Origin of the sequence: Niveispirillum sp. SYP-B3756, from assembly GCF_009495745.1 — a bacterium.
GTDB lineage: Bacteria > Pseudomonadota > Alphaproteobacteria > Azospirillales > Azospirillaceae > Niveispirillum.
Map to the genome: position 1 here is coordinate 23,074 of NZ_WIDQ01000022.1, position 16,653 is coordinate 39,726.

The window sequence follows — 16,653 nt, forward strand, 5'->3', positions numbered from 1 at the left end:
TCTGATTTGAATTTGCTCTATTTTGAGCAAGGCGCCAGTACTCCCGGCAGTCAGGCAATCGACCTTGCGATCAGGGGCAAGAACAAAGGGGATAAGGGTCGCAAACGCCGCTGATCAGCTCAATTGACGCGCCGTTCCAGCCCTTGCCAGAAGGGTTCCCGCAAGACGCGGCGCAGGATTTTGTTGCCGGCGTTGCGCGGCAGGGCGTCGACGATCGTCAGTTGCTTCGGCACCTTGAAGCGGGCAATTCTGCCATCGGCCCAGGCCGCGATGGACGCCAGCGTCGGCGTGCAGCCGGGGCGTGGCACCACGACGGCCATCACCTCCTCACCCCATTTTGCGGATGGCACACCGATGATGGCCACATCCGCAATTTCCGGGTGTCCATAGAGGACGTTCTCGACCTCCGCCGGATAGACATTCTCGCCACCGGAGACGATCATGTCCTTGGCCCGGTCCAGCACATAGAGATAGCCATCCCTATCCAGCCGGCCGATATCGCCGGTGCGCAACCAGCCGCCTTGCATCATGACCTCGGCATTGGCATCGGGCCGCCGCCAGTATCCCGGCATCACGGCCGCCGACCGCACCACGATCTCCCCGATCTCCTCCGGCGGCAGCAACGCGCCGCCGCTGTCCATGATCGCCACTTCTGCACCGGGCATGGCACGTCCGGCCGAGCGCAAACGGCTGGTCGCGCCTGACCTGTGGTCGTCCGGGTCCAGCGCCACCACACCGCCGGCGGCTTCGGTCATGCCGTACATCTGGACGAAGTCGCATTTGAACAGGGCCAGGGCGTCGCGCAACTGGCCCTCTGGGATAGGGGAGGCCCCATAGGTGATGACGCGCAGATGGCTGAAACAGGTCGCCGCCGCCCGGGGATGGTCCATCACCTGCTGCATGGCCGCCGGGGCCAGCAGCATATGGCTCGCCTTCTCCGTCTCGATCAACCGCAGAACCTGATCCGGGTTGAATTCCCTGGTCAGTACCACCCGTGCCCCGGCATAGAAGCCGAACAGGGCATAGGCCGTGCCGGCGATATGGGCCACCGGCAGCACACCCAGAACGATGGAGGCGGCGTCGGGAAACCACGAAAGCCCGGCACGATATCCCGGCGCCCGCAGGGCCAGCAAATTGCGATGGGTAAGCATCGCCCCTTTGGGCCTGCCTGTCGTCCCGGACGTATAGACCTGGAAGATGACGTCGTCCGGTTCGGGCAGTGCCAAGGAGGGCACCGCCGGCCCTGTTTCCACCGCCAGCAACTCGGCCGGCGGCAGGTTGTTGTCACTGGCCAGCCCGGCCGCGATTTCCGTAAACGCGTCATCTGTCAGCAGACGGACAGCCCCGGAATCCTGCAGGATGAAGGACCATTCGTCCGCCGCCAGACGCCAGTTGAGCGGCACAAGCACAATCCCGAGCCGGGCCGCCGCGAAAAGCAGAACGAAATAGAGATCGCTGTTCTTGCCCAGATAGGCAATGCGGTCGTCCCGCCCCAGCCCTTGCGCCGCGAAGCGGCCAGCCAGCGCGGTGGCGGCCTGCAACAGCCCGGCATAGCTTGTGTCGCGCCCCTCGAAGCGCAGGGCGATGGCATCGGGCTGCCGCGACGCATGGAAGGTCAGGACCTGCCAGAGGCTGGTCAGCCGATCATGATCAATCCCGTCGCCGTCGCCCATCGCCTATCTCCCGCGCCAGACCGGTGCGCGCTTCTCGGCGAAGGCGGCGGCCCCCTCGCGCGCATCTTCCGACGCGAAGACGGGAGCCGTCAGCGCAAACTGGCGCTCGAACATCTCCGCTTCCGGCCATTCCAGGCTCTCATGCAGCACCTGACGGCTGACCGCCACGGCCATGGGGCCATTGCCGGCGATGATCCGCGCCATGGCGATGGCTGCCGTCAAAGCCTCCCCCGTGGGCACGATCCGGTTGACCAGGCCATGGGTCGCCAGGACCGAAACCGGCATGATCTCGCCGGTCAGCACCAGTTCCGACGCGATCTTGATCGGCAATTGCCGGGGAAGGCGCACCAGTCCACCGGCATTGGCCACCAGACCCCGTTTCACCTCGGTCAGGCCGAAGCGGGCGCCCTCCCCGGCGATGACGATATCGCAGGCCAGGGTGATCTCGAAGCCACCGGCAAGGGCGAACCCTTCCACGGCCGCGATGAACGGCTTGGCCAGTTTCGCCTGAGTAACGCCGGCGAAGCCGGTTCCCGGCAGACGGACCACTTCCTTGCGCAGGAAGGCTTTCAGATCCATGCCCGCACAGAAATTGCCCCCGGCGCCGGTGATGACCGCCACCCGGATATCCTCATCCTCGTTGACGCGGCAGACCGCATCATTGACGGCCAGGGCCGTTTCGCCATCAATGGCGTTGCGCGCCTCCGGACGGTTCACCGTGATGACGGCCACGCCGTCATTCAGCTCGAAATCTACTGCCATTTTGCGTTTCCGGTTTGAAGTTCGTTCGGGTTCAGAGGGAGCGCGCGATGAGCAGCTTCATGATTTCGCTGGTTCCGCCATAGATGCGGTAGGCGCGCGCGTCCTTGTACATTTCGGCGATCGGGTATTCGAGCATGTAGCCGTACCCGCCGAACATCTGCAGGCACTCGTCAATGACGAAGGCCTGTGCCTCGGTCACGAACAGCTTCGCCATGGAAGCCGTCGCAGCATCCAGTTTTCCCTGCACCAATTGTTCGGTGCAGTGATAGAGGAAGGTCTTGGCCACCGTCGCTTGCGTCTTGCATTCCGCCAGCTTGAACTGGGTATTCTGCATACTGAGCAGCGGCTTGCCGAAGACCTTGCGTTCCTTGACATAGTCGATGGTCGCCTCCAGGGCGGCCTCCATCATGCCCATGGCCTGCCAGGCGATGACCAGCCGCTCCTTGGGCAGCATCTCCATCAGCATCCGGAAGCCCTGGCCTTCGACCCCACCCAGCAAATTGTCAGCCGGCACCCGCATATCGGTGAAAAACAGCTCGGCAGTGTCCCGGCCTTCCTGACCCAGCTTGTCCAAGAGACGGCCCCGCTGGAAGCCCTCCGTCTTATCCACCTCCACCACGAACAGCGAAATCCCGCGGGCACCGGCGGTGGCGTCGGTCTTCGCCGCCACAACCACCAGCGAGCAATGGCGGCCGTTGGAGATAAAGGTCTTCTGACCATTGATGACATAATGGTCGCCGTCGCGCCGCGCCGTCGTCTTCATGCCCTGCAGGTCGGAGCCGGCACCGGGTTCCGTCATGGCCACGGCCAGTAACGTTTCGCCACTGACCGCGCCCGGCAGCCAGCGTTGCTTCTGCTCTTCCGTGGCGTAATGGTAGATATAGGGGGCGACAACCGTGGTGTGCAGCGGGATGGCGAAATTCAGCGCCTGCTTGACCCCCAGCCGTTCCATCAGGATGGCGTCATAGCGGAAGTCAGCACCCGATCCACCATAGTCGGCAGGCACCGAAACGCCGAGCAACCCGGCATCTCCCGCCAGCCGCCAGGTCTCCAGATCGACCCAACCCTGCTCCCGCCACCGGGCGCGGGCGGTCTTGTCGGCATGGGTATCGAGGAAGCGATCCGTCGCCTCCTGGAACATTCTCAGTTCCTCCTCGTCCATGAAGGCCGGGCGCGGCAGGTCAAGCGCAGACACGTCAGGTACTCCCATGAGATCGATTGACCACATCGACTTTCGATCAGTGTTTTCAATTCTCAAAGGACCAAGGTGAGGCGGTCAAAAGCCCATTCGGGTACAGACAACCCCTTGACGTCAGCATTTTGCAGCCACCTTGTCCCCAACCGCACAGCGTCAGTACGCGGGCGGCAATCGCCCAGGCCCTGATCGCCATTGCCGCCCGCAGCCATTATGATGGCCGCAAAATCGCAGGGAGGAATCAGGTGCAATCAACGTCCGAAATCTATGATGTCATCATCGCGGGGTCGGGATCGGCCGGCATGATGGCCGCCGTTAGGGCCAATGAATTAGGCCTGAAGGTGCTGGTGCTTGAAAAGGCGCACAAGATCGGCGGCACCTCTGCCACCTCCGGCGGCGTCATCTGGATCCCCAATCACGGCCTGGGCACGGCTGACAGCCGCGAGGAAGCGCTGCGTTACATCAACAGCGTTGTCACCGGGCCGGTCCGGCAGGACCGGATCGAAGCCTTAGTTGACACCGGACCGCAGATGATCCGCTATCTGCGGGAGATCGGCATGAATCCCGTCTTCATGCCCTGGCCGGATTATTTTCCGGAAAAGCCGGGTGCCCGCGCCGACCGCTCCGTCGTCTTCCCGCTTTTCGATGGTCGTCGCCTGGGCGACCTGTTTCCCCTGATCCGCGAGCAGTTCACCCGTTTCAAACTGATGAACCGCTATTCGATGGATTTCTACGAGGCCAACACCATCTCCACCCGTGGGCCCGGCTGGATCGGGACAGTGCTGCGGGTCATGGCGCGCTACTGGCTGGATTTCAGCACCCGCCGGCTGACACGACGGGACCGCTGGTTCAGCCTGGGCGCCTCGCTGATCGGGCCACTCGTCCAAAGGCTGGCCGAGCGCAAGGTCGACATCCGTCTGGGTACGGCCGTCAAGAAGCTCGTCTGGGAAGAGGGACGGGTGACGGGCGTGGAGGCCCAACGGTTCGGACGCACCGAGACCATCCGTGCCCGGCACGGCGTCATTGTCTGCGCCGGCGGCTTTGAATGGAACCAGGCGCTGCGGGAGCGCTTTTTCACCGTCCCCGGCAATACAAGGTTGAGCAGCACGCCCGAGGAAGCCAATCGCGGTGAGGTGCTGGAAGCAGGTATGGCCATCGGGGCCGCCACGGAGTTCACGGAGACCGGCTGGTGGGTTCCGACCATGTCGGTCCCGCTGCCCACCGCTTCGAATTTCGAGGAGATCCATCAGGCTGTTTTCGATGTCGGCCGCCCCCACAGCGTCTGCGTCAACCGCAACGGCGACCGTTTTGTGGACGAAGCCTGCGGCTATGACCGGTTCGGCAACGCCATGATGGAAGATCAGGTGAAGACGGGGGCCAACACCCCCTGCTGGCTCGTCTTCGACGCCACCTTCCGCTACAAGTTCCCTGCCGGCGGCATCATGCCGACCGCGATCATGCCGGATCGCAAGATCCCGGTCGACTGGTGGGACCATTATATCTTCAAGGCGGATACCATCACCGAATTGGCCCGCAAAATCGAAGTCGCGCCGGCAAAGCTGGAAGCCGTCGTCAGCCGGATGAATGAATATGCCCAAACCGGCGTGGATACGGAATTCGGACGGGGCGGCAACATCTATGACCGCAATTTCGGCGACCTGAACCTGAAGCCCAATCCCTGCCTGGGTCCGATCGGCAAGGCGCCCTTCTATGCCATTCCCGTCGGCCTGGGCGACCTGGGCACAAAGGGCGGCCTGAAGGCGGATGCGAAGGGCCGCGTGCTTGATCAGGCCGGCAACGTGATCCCCGGCCTCTATGCGGCGGGCAATGCCTCCGGCTCTCCCTTCGGCAACGCCTATCCCGGTGCCGGCGGGACGATCGGTCCCGCCATGGTGTTCGGCTATATTGCGGCAAACGACATTGCCGCGCAGGCCAAGAACCCAAAGCCCATCCGGTAAACAGCACTCTCTCTGCCGGATCCCGTCCCCCATGCCGTCATCGTCGGCGCCGGGGGACGGGATGTCTTTAGGGCCCCACTACAGCGTATAACCACCATCGACGATCAGCGTCTGACCCGTAAGGTATCGCGCACGCTCTGATGCGAAGAAAGCGACAGCCTCACCGATGTCATCGGCGGTCCCGAAATCCCGCAGGGGAATGGATTTGCGGAAGCCGGCCCAGAATTCCGGCGTGAACTTCTCCACCATATAGCGTTCCCCAAGGCCAGACGCCATGGCCCCCGGTGCGACCGTATTGCAGCGAATTCCGTGGCGCCCCTCCTCCTTGGCGACCCCGCGCGACAATGTCTCGATGGCTGCTTTCGGAACAGCGGAAAGCGCATCGCCGACAATGTAACGGGTATTGGCCATGGAGGTGACTGCCACGAAATTCCCCTTCTTCTGCTGCCGGAAGACCGGGATCAACGCCGCCAGCACGTGGGTGAAACCCAGAACTTCGGTCTCAATCACCCGGCGCCACTCGTCGCTGGTGATTTCACTGATATAGGGCTGCTCAATGTCGCAGCCCGAGGCGAAGATCGCGGTGCCGATCTGACCGCATTGCTGTGAAACCAACGCCACCGCTGCCTGGACCGAGGCCGGGTCGGAGACATCGCATTCCACCGGGAAGCCGGTGGATCCGGGAAGCAGGTCGCGCGCCAGATCGGCCGCCTTGTCGCGTGCACGGCGATATCCAATGGCGACCGTCTGCCAATCACGCCCCAGGGCGCGGACACAGCCCGCCCCCAGACCGCCGGTCCCGCCGAAAACAATAGCCACGTCACCCATGGTACGACCTTTCCCTATCAGGTGCGGATGGTGCAGCCGCCATCAACAAACAGCTCGCTGCCAGTGGTGAAACTGGATGCATCGGAGGCCAGCCAGAGCGCGGCTTGCGCGACCTCCGAGGCCTTGCCCATCCGGCCCATCGGGTGAATCCGGGAAAAGACCGCATAGGCCTTTTCGCGCGGCATCCCCGTTTCCGCCAGCACGCGATCCAGCATGTCTGTTTCCGTGCCCCCCGGAATGACCGAATTGACGCGGATCGGCAGGCCAGCGGCGGCACATTCCAACGCCAGAACGCGGCTAAATGCGTTCAGTGCCGCCTTGGATACGCTGTAGGCGGCAAAGCCGGGAACGACGCGCACACCGAATGCCGATGAGATATTGATGATGCTGCCGGGCGCGCCACCTTGTTTCATCAACGGCAGGGCGGCGCGGCAGCCATGAAAGGCACCGTCGAGATTGATGGACATGTGCAGGCGCCAATCATCCTCGCTGACCGCCTCGGTCGTCGCCCCCACCGTTATCCCGGCGCAATTCACCAGCACATTGAGCGCACCCCAGCGGACGTTGATCGCCGCAATCGCCGCGTCCCACTGATCACGCCGGGTCACATCAATCGCAACCCCCATGGCCTCCTGTGGAAGGCTGGCGGCGACCACTTCTGCTTCCGGCAAATTCCGGGCGGCAACAACCACCTTCGCCCCTTCCTGGGCGAACTGCATGGCGATGGCGCGCCCCATGCCCTTCGCAGCACCGGTCACCAACGCGACTTTTCCTGCAAGCACCGACATCTTTCCCCTCCCTTTATTCATGCCGGATCGGCATTTGGTGGACAGAATGCCGGTGCCAGCCCCCCTCCGATCTATGAAAATTGGCCCTTTGCGACCGGACGCATGAGGGAGTTCAGCCGGGGACAAGCCCCTCTCTTTGCCGGATGCCAGTCAAGGCGTATGGATCAGTGAACATCGACATGCGGGATATCATCCATGACCTCTCCCTATTCGACCTTGCGTCTGGAGATTGAGGACGGCATTGCCGAGATACATTTGGCCCGTCCTGATTTACTGAACCGCTTCGACATGCCCGCGCATAAGGAATTCGCCGCCGCGCTGCGGACTGTCCGTGATAAGGGGGCCGCGGTTCGGGTGCTGATCCTGGCAGCGGATGGCCGGGCCTTCTCGGCCGGCGGCGATTTCGATGAAATCCTTGAAGCCCACGCCCAGGCGGCCGTGCGCGACGAGATGGTCACTTACGCGCGGGAGGTGTTCTATGGCATCGCCGGGCTTGAAATCCCGGTGATTGCCGCCGTACAGGGTGCTGCCATCGGCCTTGGCGCCACCATCGCCACCCTTTGCGACATTGTCGTCGCCTGGCGGGAGGCGAAGATCGCGGACACCCATGTGAATGTCGGCATCGTCGCCGGCGATGGTGGCATCGTCAGCTGGTCCCAATCCATCGGCGTCAACCGGGCAAAACGTTACCTGCTGACCGGCGACATCATGACCGGTGAGAAGGCCTATCAATATGGGCTTGTCACCGAACTGGTCGAGTTGCCGGCCAACGCGCTGCCCCGCGCCCGCGAGCTGGCGGGGAAGATCCGGGCCATGGCGCCAATGGGGGTCAATGGCACAAAGCGTGCCTTCGCCCGTATCACGGCCGCCCGTGCCGCCGAAGCCTTTGAGTTCGGGCTGGCGCAGGAAATGGAGTCGATCGCCGCTCCGGAACTGCCAGCCCTGATCGACGCTCTGCGCAAACGCTGAACCGGAACCGGCCATCAAGAGCCGCGATGCCGAAACCAGGGAGGAATCAGTGACCTACACACACGTCCATACCCCCATCAAGCTGGGCAATGTCGTTCTGAAGAACCGGATCATCCGCCCGGCCCATGGCACCATCCTGGGCAAGCGGCAGATGAACGACACCCTGATCGCCTATCACGAGGCGCGGGCGCGCGGCGGTGCCGGCTGTTCCATCATCGAGGTCGGATCGGTGCATCCGACCAGCCCGCTCGCCATCGATCTTTGGGATGCCACGCTGGAAGACGGCTATCGCAAATTATCAGCGGTCGGCCGCAAGTACGACATGCGGATCTTTCAGCAGCTCTGGCACGCCGGTCATCACGGGATGCCGCGCGACGGCTCGCCGCCCTGGGGGGTTTCGCCCACGCCCAGCGTCGAGGTCGGCATCGTACCGGTACAGATGACCCGGTCGATGATCGCTGAAATCATTGAGTCCTATGCAACCGCTGCCCAGCGCATGGAAGCCTGGGGCCTGGATGGTGTGGATGTGCATTGCGCCCACGGCTATTTGCCGGCGCAGTTCCTGTCGGCCAACACCAATCTGCGTGATGATGAATATGGCGGCGGCACCATCCAGGAGCGCGCACGCTTCGTCATTGAGTTGATGGAGGCCGTCCGCAGCGCCGTGTCGAAGGATTTTGTTGTCGGCGTCCGTCTGGCCCCGGACCTCACCGTTAACGGTGTCGACGAGGCGCAGAATCTCGCCGTGGCCCTGATGCTGGAGGAGCGGGGACTGATCGATTACGTCAACGTCTCCATCGGCAATTATAACAGCTACACCAAGATGGTGGGCGGGATGCACGAGCCGATGGGCTATGAATTGCCCACCAGCGTGCCGATCACACGCGCCGTCAAATCGCCCACCATGGTCATCGGCCGCTTCCGCACGCTGGAGGAATGTGATCAGGTCATCCGGTCCGGTGATGCCGATATGGTGGGGCTGGTCCGGGCCATGATCGCCGATCCGGATCTGGTCACCAAAAGCCTGGCCGGCAAAGCAGAGCAGGTGCGCCCCTGCATCAGCTGCAACCAGAGCTGCGTCGCCCAGGTCGTCACCGAGCACGGGCACATGGAATGCGCGGTCAATCCCGGCACGGGGCATGAGCTTTATCGCGGCGATCACATGCTGCATCCAGCATCTGCGGCCAAAAAGGTGCTGGTGGTCGGCGGCGGCCCAGCGGGGATGGAAGCGGCCCGCGTGGCAGCACTACGCGGGCACAAGGTGACCCTGGCCGAGGCCAGCCCGCTGCTGGGCGGCACGTTGCGGGCGGCGGCGAAGGCGCCCACCCGTCACGGCATGATTGATATCGCCAGTTGGCTGGAGATGGAGATTTTCAGGCTGGGGGTCGATGTCCGGCTGTCGACCTATATGGATATCGACGACGTCATCGCCAGCGACGCTGAGGCGGTGATCGTGGCCACCGGTTCCATGCCGCGCATGGACGGCATCCAGCACTCCCACCCCGGCCAGCCGATCCGCAACTTCGAACGCCGCAACGTGATCTCGGCCTTCGACCTGTTCATGCAGCGCCCCGCCGATCTGGGCAAGACGGCCGTTGTCATCGATGATGTCGGTCATTACGAGGCGTTGGGCGCCTGCGAATATCTGCTGGAACAGGGACTGTCTGTTACCTATGTCACCCGCCTGCGGATGATCGCGCAGCAGGTGCAGGGCGCGCTGATGGTGGAGCCCTTCCTGACGCGGATGCGCGGCAAGCCGTTCCAGTATCTGATCCGCCACCGTGCCGTCGCGGTCGAGGAAGGCGCGGTGCTGGTCAGCCCGACCCATTTCACCGACGATGCCGACCTGCACCGGCTACCGGCGGATACGGTGGTCTTCGTCTCGGCCAATGCGCCCAACCGGGATATTTATGAGGCGCTGCGGGAGCGCAACCGTCCCGTTCATGTGGTCGGTGACGCCAACTCCCCCCGGTTCCTGCCGGTCGCAATCCGCGAGGGCCACATGGCCGGCGCCTCGGTATGAGGAGGGAATGGAACATGCCGATCCTGCAGGACAAGGTGGCTGTCATTCTGGGTGCCTCCGCTGAATCGGGAACCGGTTGGGCGGTGGCGGAGCGGTTCGCGGCGGAAGGTGCCAAGGTCGTGGTCGCCGCCCGACGTGAGGCCCCCCTGGCGACATTGGCACGGCGCACGGGGGGAATTGCCATGTCCTGTGATGCCGCACGAGAGGCGGACGTTCAGGCTCTGGCTGCACGCACCGTCGACGCCTTTGGCCGGATCGACATCGCCGTGAACGCCGCCGCTCTGCCCCTGGGCGGCACAATCGCCAACATGTCCATGGAGGACATGCGCCTGTCGATGGATGTGAATTTCTTTGGAAATTTATACTTCGTCCGGCACATGGCCGAGGCGATGACGCAAGGTGGCTCCATCATCCTGTTCTCCTCCATGGCCGCCACCCATCCATTGCAGCATGTCTATGGCTATGCGTGCGCCAAGGCTGCAACCGATTGCCTGGTCCGATACGCCGCCATGGAGTATGGGGAACGCGGCATCAAGGTAAACTCAATTCTTCCCGGCGCCATCCGTTCCGAGATGTCGTCACCCCTGTGGCAGGTGGATGGGATGGAGCGCAGCTATGCCGCTGAAGTACCGCTGGGCCGCATCGGCTTGCCGGCAGACTTCGCGGAGGCCGCCCTGTGGCTGGCAGGACCATCCTTCGTCACCGGCCTTAATCTTCCCGTGAGCGGGGGCAACCAACTCACCCGGTTTCCCACGCTTGCGGAACGACCCGCCTTGACGGGAACCGACCCCACAAATGGCGACTGAACGGATATCAGCATGATGGAACAGACAGCAAAGCCTGACACCGACATCCTTTCGCTGGCGGGGAAAAAAGCGTTGGTGGTCGGCGGCTCCAGCGGCATCGGCAACGGCATTGCCCAGCTTTTCCGCCACCAGGGTGCCGCGGTGCAGGTCTGGGGCACCCGGGCGGGTGCGCAGGACTATGCCGGCGAGAAAGGGTCCGACCTGACGGGCCTGGACTATTTGCGGGTGGATGTCGCCGACCCGCTTTCCATCGACAGCGCAACGGCGAACATCGATGGGCTTGACATTCTGGTGCTGGCGCAGGGGATGGTGCAATATCGCCGCAAGGAGTTTGAAATCGAGACCTTCCGCAAGGTCATCGACATCAACCTGAACAGCGTGATGCATTGCTGCACCCGCCTCTATCCAACGCTCAAGGCGCGGCAGGGAACGATCATCATCATCAGTTCCATCGGGGCCTACAAATCCGTGATCGGCAACCCTGCCTATGCCGCCTCCAAGGCGGCAGCGGTCGCCCTGACGCGAACGCTCGGCGATGCCTGGGGGCGTGAAGGGGTGCGGGTCAACGGCATCGCGCCCGGTATGATCGCCACGAAGATGACGGCCGTGACGACCGACCATCCCGACCGCCTGCAAGCTGCGCTGACCACGATCTCGCTGGGGCGTCTGGGCCTGCCGCAGGACATTGCCAATGCCGCGCTTTTCCTGGTGTCGCCGCTGGCCACCTATATCACGGGCCAGACCCTGATCGTGGATGGCGGCCGCAGTCTTTAGGCCTGTACTCCCCGTTGCAGACCGGAACCGGGCCACCGATCTGCAACGGGGTGATATTGGCTGTCCTTTCAAACGCCTATCGGCCCGTGAATTTTGCGGGACGCTTTTCCCGGAACGCGGCCACCCCCTCGGCGAAATCAGCGCTGGCGCCGGCCAATCGCTGGGCTTCGCGTTCATAGACAAGGGTTTCGGACAGGGTCTGCTCGCTGGCCTTGCGCACGCCCTGGCGGATCAGGGCATAGGCAAGGGTCGGCCCACGCGCCAGCTTCTCGGTGATCGCTGCAACCCGGGTCGCCAGATCCGCGTCGGCGACGACATCATGGACCAGCCCCCAATCAAGGGCCGTCTTCGCCGGTATGCGCTCTCCCAGCATCATCATCGACAGCGCGCGGGAACGCCCGATCAGGCGCGGCAGCAACCACATGCTGCCAGCGTCGGGGACGAGACCGACATTGATGAACGCCTGCAGGAAATAGGCGGATTCCGCCGCAATGACGATATCGGCCGAGAGCGCGATGCTGCATCCGGCACCGACCACCGGCCCGTGGATGGCCGAGACGATCGGCAGCGGCAGCGCGAACATCCGCTCGATCAGCGGATTGTAATATTGCTCCAGCACCTCCCCGCCATCGAAATCGGGACTGCCGACCGGCGAATTGCCGGCGGACAGGTCGGCACCGCTGGAAAAGCCCCGCCCCTCACCGGTGATCAACAATACCCGCGCCTCGCGGTTCTGCCGCAGCGCGTCCAGCGCCGTGATCATCTCCCGCAGAAGCGGGCGACTTAGAGCATTCAGCGCGTCCGGTCGGGCCAGTGTCAGGCGGGCGACGCCGGCTTCGACAACCAGCTTGATATTTTGAAAGGCGCTCATCCGGATATCTCTCATGATGGAAGGGGGGCGTTTGATGTCCCGCACCGGTCAGCGGTCCGACGGCAAGACAAATGGGTGCAGTTCAATCCCCACTATCCTGCGATTTGACAATCCGGCAACGCCGCTACTTGTCTGCCCACGCAATACATGCGCGCAGACAAATTAACCTACCTGCCAGGACAACATCCCCCTTGAGCAGAGGGTCTATTTTCCCTGCGCTTCATCTTGACGGCCAACGCTGCTGAACGAAGCGAGTCCAAAAATCATAATGAACAGGAGGAAAAAATGCGCTCGAAGTTACGTGGAATTTTTTTATGCGGCGTCGCCATCGCATCTATGGATTTCGGCGTCGCAGCAGCTCAGGACCAGCGCACCCCGACGCCGACGCCAGCACCGGCACCGGAATGGCAGGAAATCGTCGTAACAGCGCGCCGCCGGGCGGAGGCGCTCCAGGATGTTCCCGTCGCCGTGGTGGCTTTCACCCCGGAGCAGATCGAGGACCGGCAGCTTCGCTCAGAAGCCGACCTGCAGCGCTCAATCCCCGGTCTGACCATTCGGGAAACCGAAGGATCAAACCAGATCGCCTTTTCTATCCGAGGCCAGACCATTGATGCCTTCAGTGGCTCCGCCCTGGCGGTCGTGCCCTATGTCAATGAAGTCCAGGCGAACGGCAATTCCGCTTCCAACTACTATGACATGGAATCGGTGCAGGTGCTGAAGGGGCCGCAAGGCACGCTGTTCGGGCGCAATGCAACGGGTGGCGCCGTGCTGTTCCAGACCACACGGCCAAGCAACGACCAGGAAGGCAGCGTATCGGCCGCCTATGGCAATTACGACTATGTCGATCTGAAGGGGGTTCTCAACGTCCCCGTCATCGCCGACAAGCTCCTGCTGCGTGTCGCCGCCAATTATGCCAACCGCGACGGCTATCAGCACAATATCTTCAACGGCGGCAACAATCTCAACCCCCGCCTCGGCAAGCTGGACCGCAAGAGCGGTCGTGTCTCCATGACCTTTAATCCTAGCGAGAACCTGACGAACACCACAGTGGTCGAATACACCCGCTCGGGCGGCAACTCGACAAGCGTGGTGCCGTGGAGCGTGAACATGCCGGGATCAACCGATGCCGCTACCGGCCTGCCGCTGGCAAGTTCCGCCGCCTTCCTTTTCAGTCCCGCCCTTGACACGGTGTTTGGGCCAGGAGCCTGGGCGTCCTTTGTTGCGGCACATCCGGGTGTCAATCCGGGTGGTTACCCCGCCGCCATCGCACGCCAAAAACAATTGGGGGCCTATACGGTCGATCTCACGGATCTGCAAAGCGGTAAGACATTCTTCAGTGGGCGCAATCACTTTCTGACAAACGCCACTACTTATGATGTTTCCGACGATATCAGCATCAAGAACATCTTCGGCTGGAGCCGGTCGCGGTCACACTACAATGTCTCGGAACTGGGTTCGCCCTTCCTGGCTATCTGCACTTGCAATATTGTATCCAAGGATTTCGGCAATCTGGAGACGACGCGGTCCATCTCCAATGAAACCCAGGTGCAGGGCAAGGCGGCTGGCGGGGATCTGGAATATATCCTGGGAGCTTATTACTACGACTCAAGTTCTCTGACTCATTGGCCGCAAACCTATTTCGAGCTGGCGCCGGTGCTGCCGCCCACTGGCACCACCTCCTCGTTCCGGACACGCAGCCGGTCCAAGGCGCTGTTCGTCCAGACCACTTATGACCTCACGTCCATCGGCCTGGAGGATGTCAGCATCACCGGTGGCTTCCGCCATACCTGGGAGCGGGTACGGCTCAGCCATCTGCCGGACGGCAATGTCTATGGTAACTATCCGACCAACGACCTGTCGGTGAAGTTCGACAAGCCGAGTTGGACCGTTGGTGCCGACTACAAGGTCACCGACGATGCCATGCTGTATATCACCCATCGCGGCAGTTGGCGGAGCGGCGGCCTCAATGGTTCGGCACCATTGCGGCCGTTTGATGCTTCCGGCGCCGGCGCCCTGTTCAAGCCGGAGACGGCCAAGGATGTCGAAGTAGGCCTGAAATGGAGCGGTGCCGTCGCCGACCGGCCGGCCCGCTTCAATGTGGCCGCCTACAAGCAGTGGGTGAAGAATGTGCAGCGCACGGAGTTCCCCATTGTCGATCTGGACGGACCGGGGCCGGCCCAAGCAAACTCGGTTGCGGTCACGGTCAATGTGCCAGAGGCCCAGGTGAAGGGGTTCGAGGTCGAGGCCTCCATCCTGTTGACCGACGCGTTGGAGGTCGGCGGCAATCTGGCCTATACAGATGCGGCCTATACCCGCAACCGCTCGATCGTGTTCGGTAATCTGTTCGTCTATGATTCCTACGCCGACACGCCCAAAACCGCCGGCACGGCCTATGTGCAGCTCAAACTGCCACTCGACGGGCGGCTGGGCGACCTGTCGATCCGCGGTGACGTCTATTCACAAAGCGGGCAATATTTCAGCAACCACTATAACAGCCTGACACCCGACACGCGGGTGCCGGCCTATACGCTGCTGAACATGCGCGTGTCCTGGTCCGACTTGCTGGGCACGGATATGACCTTGAGCGCCTTTGCTACCAATCTGACAAACAAGGATTATTATGTCGGCGGGTTGGCGCAGGGCGCTTCGCTGGGCGTGAATGCCGCGGCACCGGGGCGGCCGCGCATGTATGGCATGGAGCTGCAGTACCGGTTCTGATCGCCAAGATATGCAGAGGCCCTGTCTATCCACGGATCGACAGGGCCTCTGCAAGCCTTATGATGGATAGCGCTTCTGTTCCAGCAGAGCGATGGTCCGGGCATGGACCTCGTCGGGCCCATCCGCAATCCGCAGGGCACGCACACGGGCGAACAGGGCGGCCGTCCCGGCGTCGCTGTCCAGCCCGCCGGCGCCAAAGGCCTGGATGGCATTGTCAATGATGCGCAGGGCGGCACGCGGGCCCGCCACCTTGATCATGGCGATCTCCAGCCGGGCCACCTTGTTGCCAACCTTGTCCATCATGTCGGCGGCCTTCAGCGTCAGCAGGCGCGCCATTTCAATATCGATCCGCGCGTCGGCGATGCGCTGCTCCCAGACCGAATGGTCGATCAGCCGCTTGCCGAAGGTCGACCGGCTCATCAGCCGGCGGATCATCTTCTCCAGCGCCACCTCGGCCAGACCGATGATCCGCATACAATGATGAATGCGGCCCGGCCCCAGGCGGCCCTGGGAGATTTCAAATCCCCTGCCCTCGCCCAGGATCATGTTCTCCGCCGGCACACGAACATTGTCGAAACTCACCTCGCAATGACCGTGCGGCGCGTCGTCATAGCCGAAATTGGTCATGTTGCGGCCGATGGTGACGCCCGGTGTGCCCATCGGCACCAGGATTTGCGAGGCCTGGCGATGACGCGGGGCGTCGGGATTGCTGCGCCCCATGACGATCATCACCTTGCAACGCGGGTCCGCCACACCCGAAATCCACCATTTGCGGCCATTGATGACATAATCATCGCCGTCGCGCCGGATTTCCGTCTGCATATTTGTCGCGTCGGAGGAGGCGACGTCGGGCTCCGTCATCGCATAGGCCGAGCGGATGTCACCCGCCATCAGCGGCTTCAGCCACAGTTCCTGCTGGGCCTCAGTGCCGTACCGATGCAGGATTTCCATATTGCCCGTATCGGGGGCGGAGCAATTGAACACTTCCGACGCCCAGACGACGCGGCCCATCTCCTCGGCCAGCGGCGCATATTCCAGGTTGCTCAGCCCCGCACCGTGATAATCGCCGTGATCATGGTCGGTCGGCGTCATGAACAGGTTCCACAGGCCTTCGGCACGGGCCCTGGCCTTGAGTTCCTGCAGGATATCGGGCTGTTTCCAGCGTTCCCGGTCCAGTTGGGCATAGTAGGTCGGAACGGCGGGCACCACATGCGCCGCCATGAAGGTCCGCACCCGGTCCAGCCATTCACGCTGTTTGGTGGAAAGGTCGAAATCCATTTGCTGCTCC

The 16,653-nt window shown here is 62.7% G+C and carries 13 protein-coding genes; 6 read left to right on the forward strand and 7 right to left on the reverse strand.

All coding sequences use genetic code 11. The features are described from left to right. Nucleotides 1-119 precede the first annotated feature (119 nt). The 3 genes from GE253_RS23695 to GE253_RS23705 are packed head-to-tail and all read right to left on the reverse strand — an operon-like array spanning nucleotide 120 to nucleotide 3,630. Nucleotides 120-1,673: a long-chain-fatty-acid--CoA ligase gene (locus GE253_RS23695; RefSeq protein WP_153206636.1), complete on the reverse strand. Its 1,554-nt coding sequence runs from the start codon at nucleotides 1,671-1,673 to the stop codon at nucleotides 120-122. Between the two features lie 3 nt (nucleotides 1,674-1,676). Next, nucleotides 1,677-2,435 carry a crotonase/enoyl-CoA hydratase family protein gene (locus GE253_RS23700; RefSeq protein ID WP_153206637.1) on the reverse strand — a complete coding sequence of 253 codons (759 nt, stop codon included), beginning with the start codon at nucleotides 2,433-2,435 and terminating at the stop codon, nucleotides 1,677-1,679. Nucleotides 2,436-2,466: 31 nt separating this feature from the next. Further along, on the reverse strand, nucleotides 2,467-3,630 hold the full coding sequence (locus GE253_RS23705) for an acyl-CoA dehydrogenase family protein (protein ID WP_348770940.1): 1,164 nt from the start codon (nucleotides 3,628-3,630) through the stop codon (nucleotides 2,467-2,469). Between the two features lie 245 nt (nucleotides 3,631-3,875). Between GE253_RS23705 and GE253_RS23710 the strand changes: the two genes are divergently transcribed. Beyond that, nucleotides 3,876-5,588 carry an FAD-dependent oxidoreductase gene (locus GE253_RS23710; RefSeq protein WP_211101565.1) on the forward strand — a complete coding sequence of 571 codons (1,713 nt, stop codon included), beginning with the start codon at nucleotides 3,876-3,878 and terminating at the stop codon, nucleotides 5,586-5,588. Between the two features lie 78 nt (nucleotides 5,589-5,666). Here the strand turns inward: GE253_RS23710 and GE253_RS23715 are convergent, their stop codons facing one another. Together GE253_RS23715 and GE253_RS23720 are read right to left on the reverse strand one after the other, a co-directional pair. Continuing rightward, complete coding sequence (locus GE253_RS23715) at nucleotides 5,667-6,416, reverse strand: SDR family oxidoreductase (protein ID WP_153206639.1); 750 nt, start codon at nucleotides 6,414-6,416, stop codon at nucleotides 5,667-5,669. Nucleotides 6,417-6,433: 17 nt separating this feature from the next. Next, nucleotides 6,434-7,330 (reverse strand): SDR family NAD(P)-dependent oxidoreductase, encoded by an 897-nt coding sequence (locus GE253_RS23720; protein ID WP_211101566.1) that lies wholly within the window; start codon nucleotides 7,328-7,330, stop codon nucleotides 6,434-6,436. 69 nt (nucleotides 7,331-7,399) lie between these two features. Between GE253_RS23720 and GE253_RS23725 the strand changes: the two genes are divergently transcribed. Genes GE253_RS23725 through GE253_RS23740 form a run of 4 tightly spaced genes read left to right on the forward strand, consistent with a single transcriptional unit; the run spans nucleotide 7,400 to nucleotide 11,776 of the window. Continuing rightward, nucleotides 7,400-8,173, forward strand: a complete 774-nt coding sequence (locus GE253_RS23725) for an enoyl-CoA hydratase/isomerase family protein (protein WP_153206641.1) — start codon at nucleotides 7,400-7,402, stop codon at nucleotides 8,171-8,173. A 49-nt stretch (nucleotides 8,174-8,222) separates the two neighbouring features. Next, nucleotides 8,223-10,196: an FAD-dependent oxidoreductase gene (locus GE253_RS26705; RefSeq protein WP_153206642.1), complete on the forward strand. Its 1,974-nt coding sequence runs from the start codon at nucleotides 8,223-8,225 to the stop codon at nucleotides 10,194-10,196. Nucleotides 10,197-10,210: 14 nt separating this feature from the next. Further along, on the forward strand, nucleotides 10,211-11,002 hold the full coding sequence (locus tag GE253_RS23735) for an SDR family oxidoreductase (protein WP_153206643.1): 792 nt from the start codon (nucleotides 10,211-10,213) through the stop codon (nucleotides 11,000-11,002). Between the two features lie 12 nt (nucleotides 11,003-11,014). Further along, nucleotides 11,015-11,776: an SDR family oxidoreductase gene (locus tag GE253_RS23740; protein ID WP_211101567.1), complete on the forward strand. Its 762-nt coding sequence runs from the start codon at nucleotides 11,015-11,017 to the stop codon at nucleotides 11,774-11,776. A gap of 76 nt (nucleotides 11,777-11,852) precedes the next feature. On the opposite strand, the gene GE253_RS23745 is transcribed toward GE253_RS23740, so the two are convergent. Further along, a complete protein-coding gene (locus GE253_RS23745; protein WP_153206644.1) occupies nucleotides 11,853-12,647 on the reverse strand; it encodes an enoyl-CoA hydratase-related protein in 795 nt (264 codons plus the stop codon). A gap of 285 nt (nucleotides 12,648-12,932) precedes the next feature. Between GE253_RS23745 and GE253_RS23750 the strand changes: the two genes are divergently transcribed. After that, complete coding sequence (locus tag GE253_RS23750) at nucleotides 12,933-15,365, forward strand: TonB-dependent receptor (protein WP_153206645.1); 2,433 nt, start codon at nucleotides 12,933-12,935, stop codon at nucleotides 15,363-15,365. Between the two features lie 57 nt (nucleotides 15,366-15,422). On the opposite strand, the gene GE253_RS23755 is transcribed toward GE253_RS23750, so the two are convergent. Continuing rightward, complete coding sequence (locus GE253_RS23755; RefSeq protein WP_153206646.1) at nucleotides 15,423-16,643, reverse strand: acyl-CoA dehydrogenase family protein; 1,221 nt, start codon at nucleotides 16,641-16,643, stop codon at nucleotides 15,423-15,425. Nucleotides 16,644-16,653 lie beyond the last annotated feature (10 nt).

Bases quoted from the DNA above. Each gene is read 5' to 3' on its own strand.
- GE253_RS23750 (WP_153206645.1), top strand. From the start codon at position 12,933: ATGCGCTCGAAGTTACGTGGAATTTTTTTATGCGGCGTCGCCATCGCA.
- GE253_RS23700 (WP_153206637.1), bottom strand. From the start codon at position 2,435: ATGGCAGTAGATTTCGAGCTGAATGACGGCGTGGCCGTCATCACGGTG.
- GE253_RS23740 (WP_211101567.1), top strand. From the start codon at position 11,015: ATGATGGAACAGACAGCAAAGCCTGACACCGACATCCTTTCGCTGGCG.
- GE253_RS23725 (WP_153206641.1), top strand. From the start codon at position 7,400: ATGACCTCTCCCTATTCGACCTTGCGTCTGGAGATTGAGGACGGCATT.
- GE253_RS23745 (WP_153206644.1), bottom strand. From the start codon at position 12,647: ATGAGCGCCTTTCAAAATATCAAGCTGGTTGTCGAAGCCGGCGTCGCC.
- GE253_RS23735 (WP_153206643.1), top strand. From the start codon at position 10,211: ATGCCGATCCTGCAGGACAAGGTGGCTGTCATTCTGGGTGCCTCCGCT.
- GE253_RS23695 (WP_153206636.1), bottom strand. From the start codon at position 1,673: ATGGGCGACGGCGACGGGATTGATCATGATCGGCTGACCAGCCTCTGG.
- GE253_RS23715 (WP_153206639.1), bottom strand. From the start codon at position 6,416: ATGGGTGACGTGGCTATTGTTTTCGGCGGGACCGGCGGTCTGGGGGCG.
- GE253_RS23755 (WP_153206646.1), bottom strand. From the start codon at position 16,643: ATGGATTTCGACCTTTCCACCAAACAGCGTGAATGGCTGGACCGGGTG.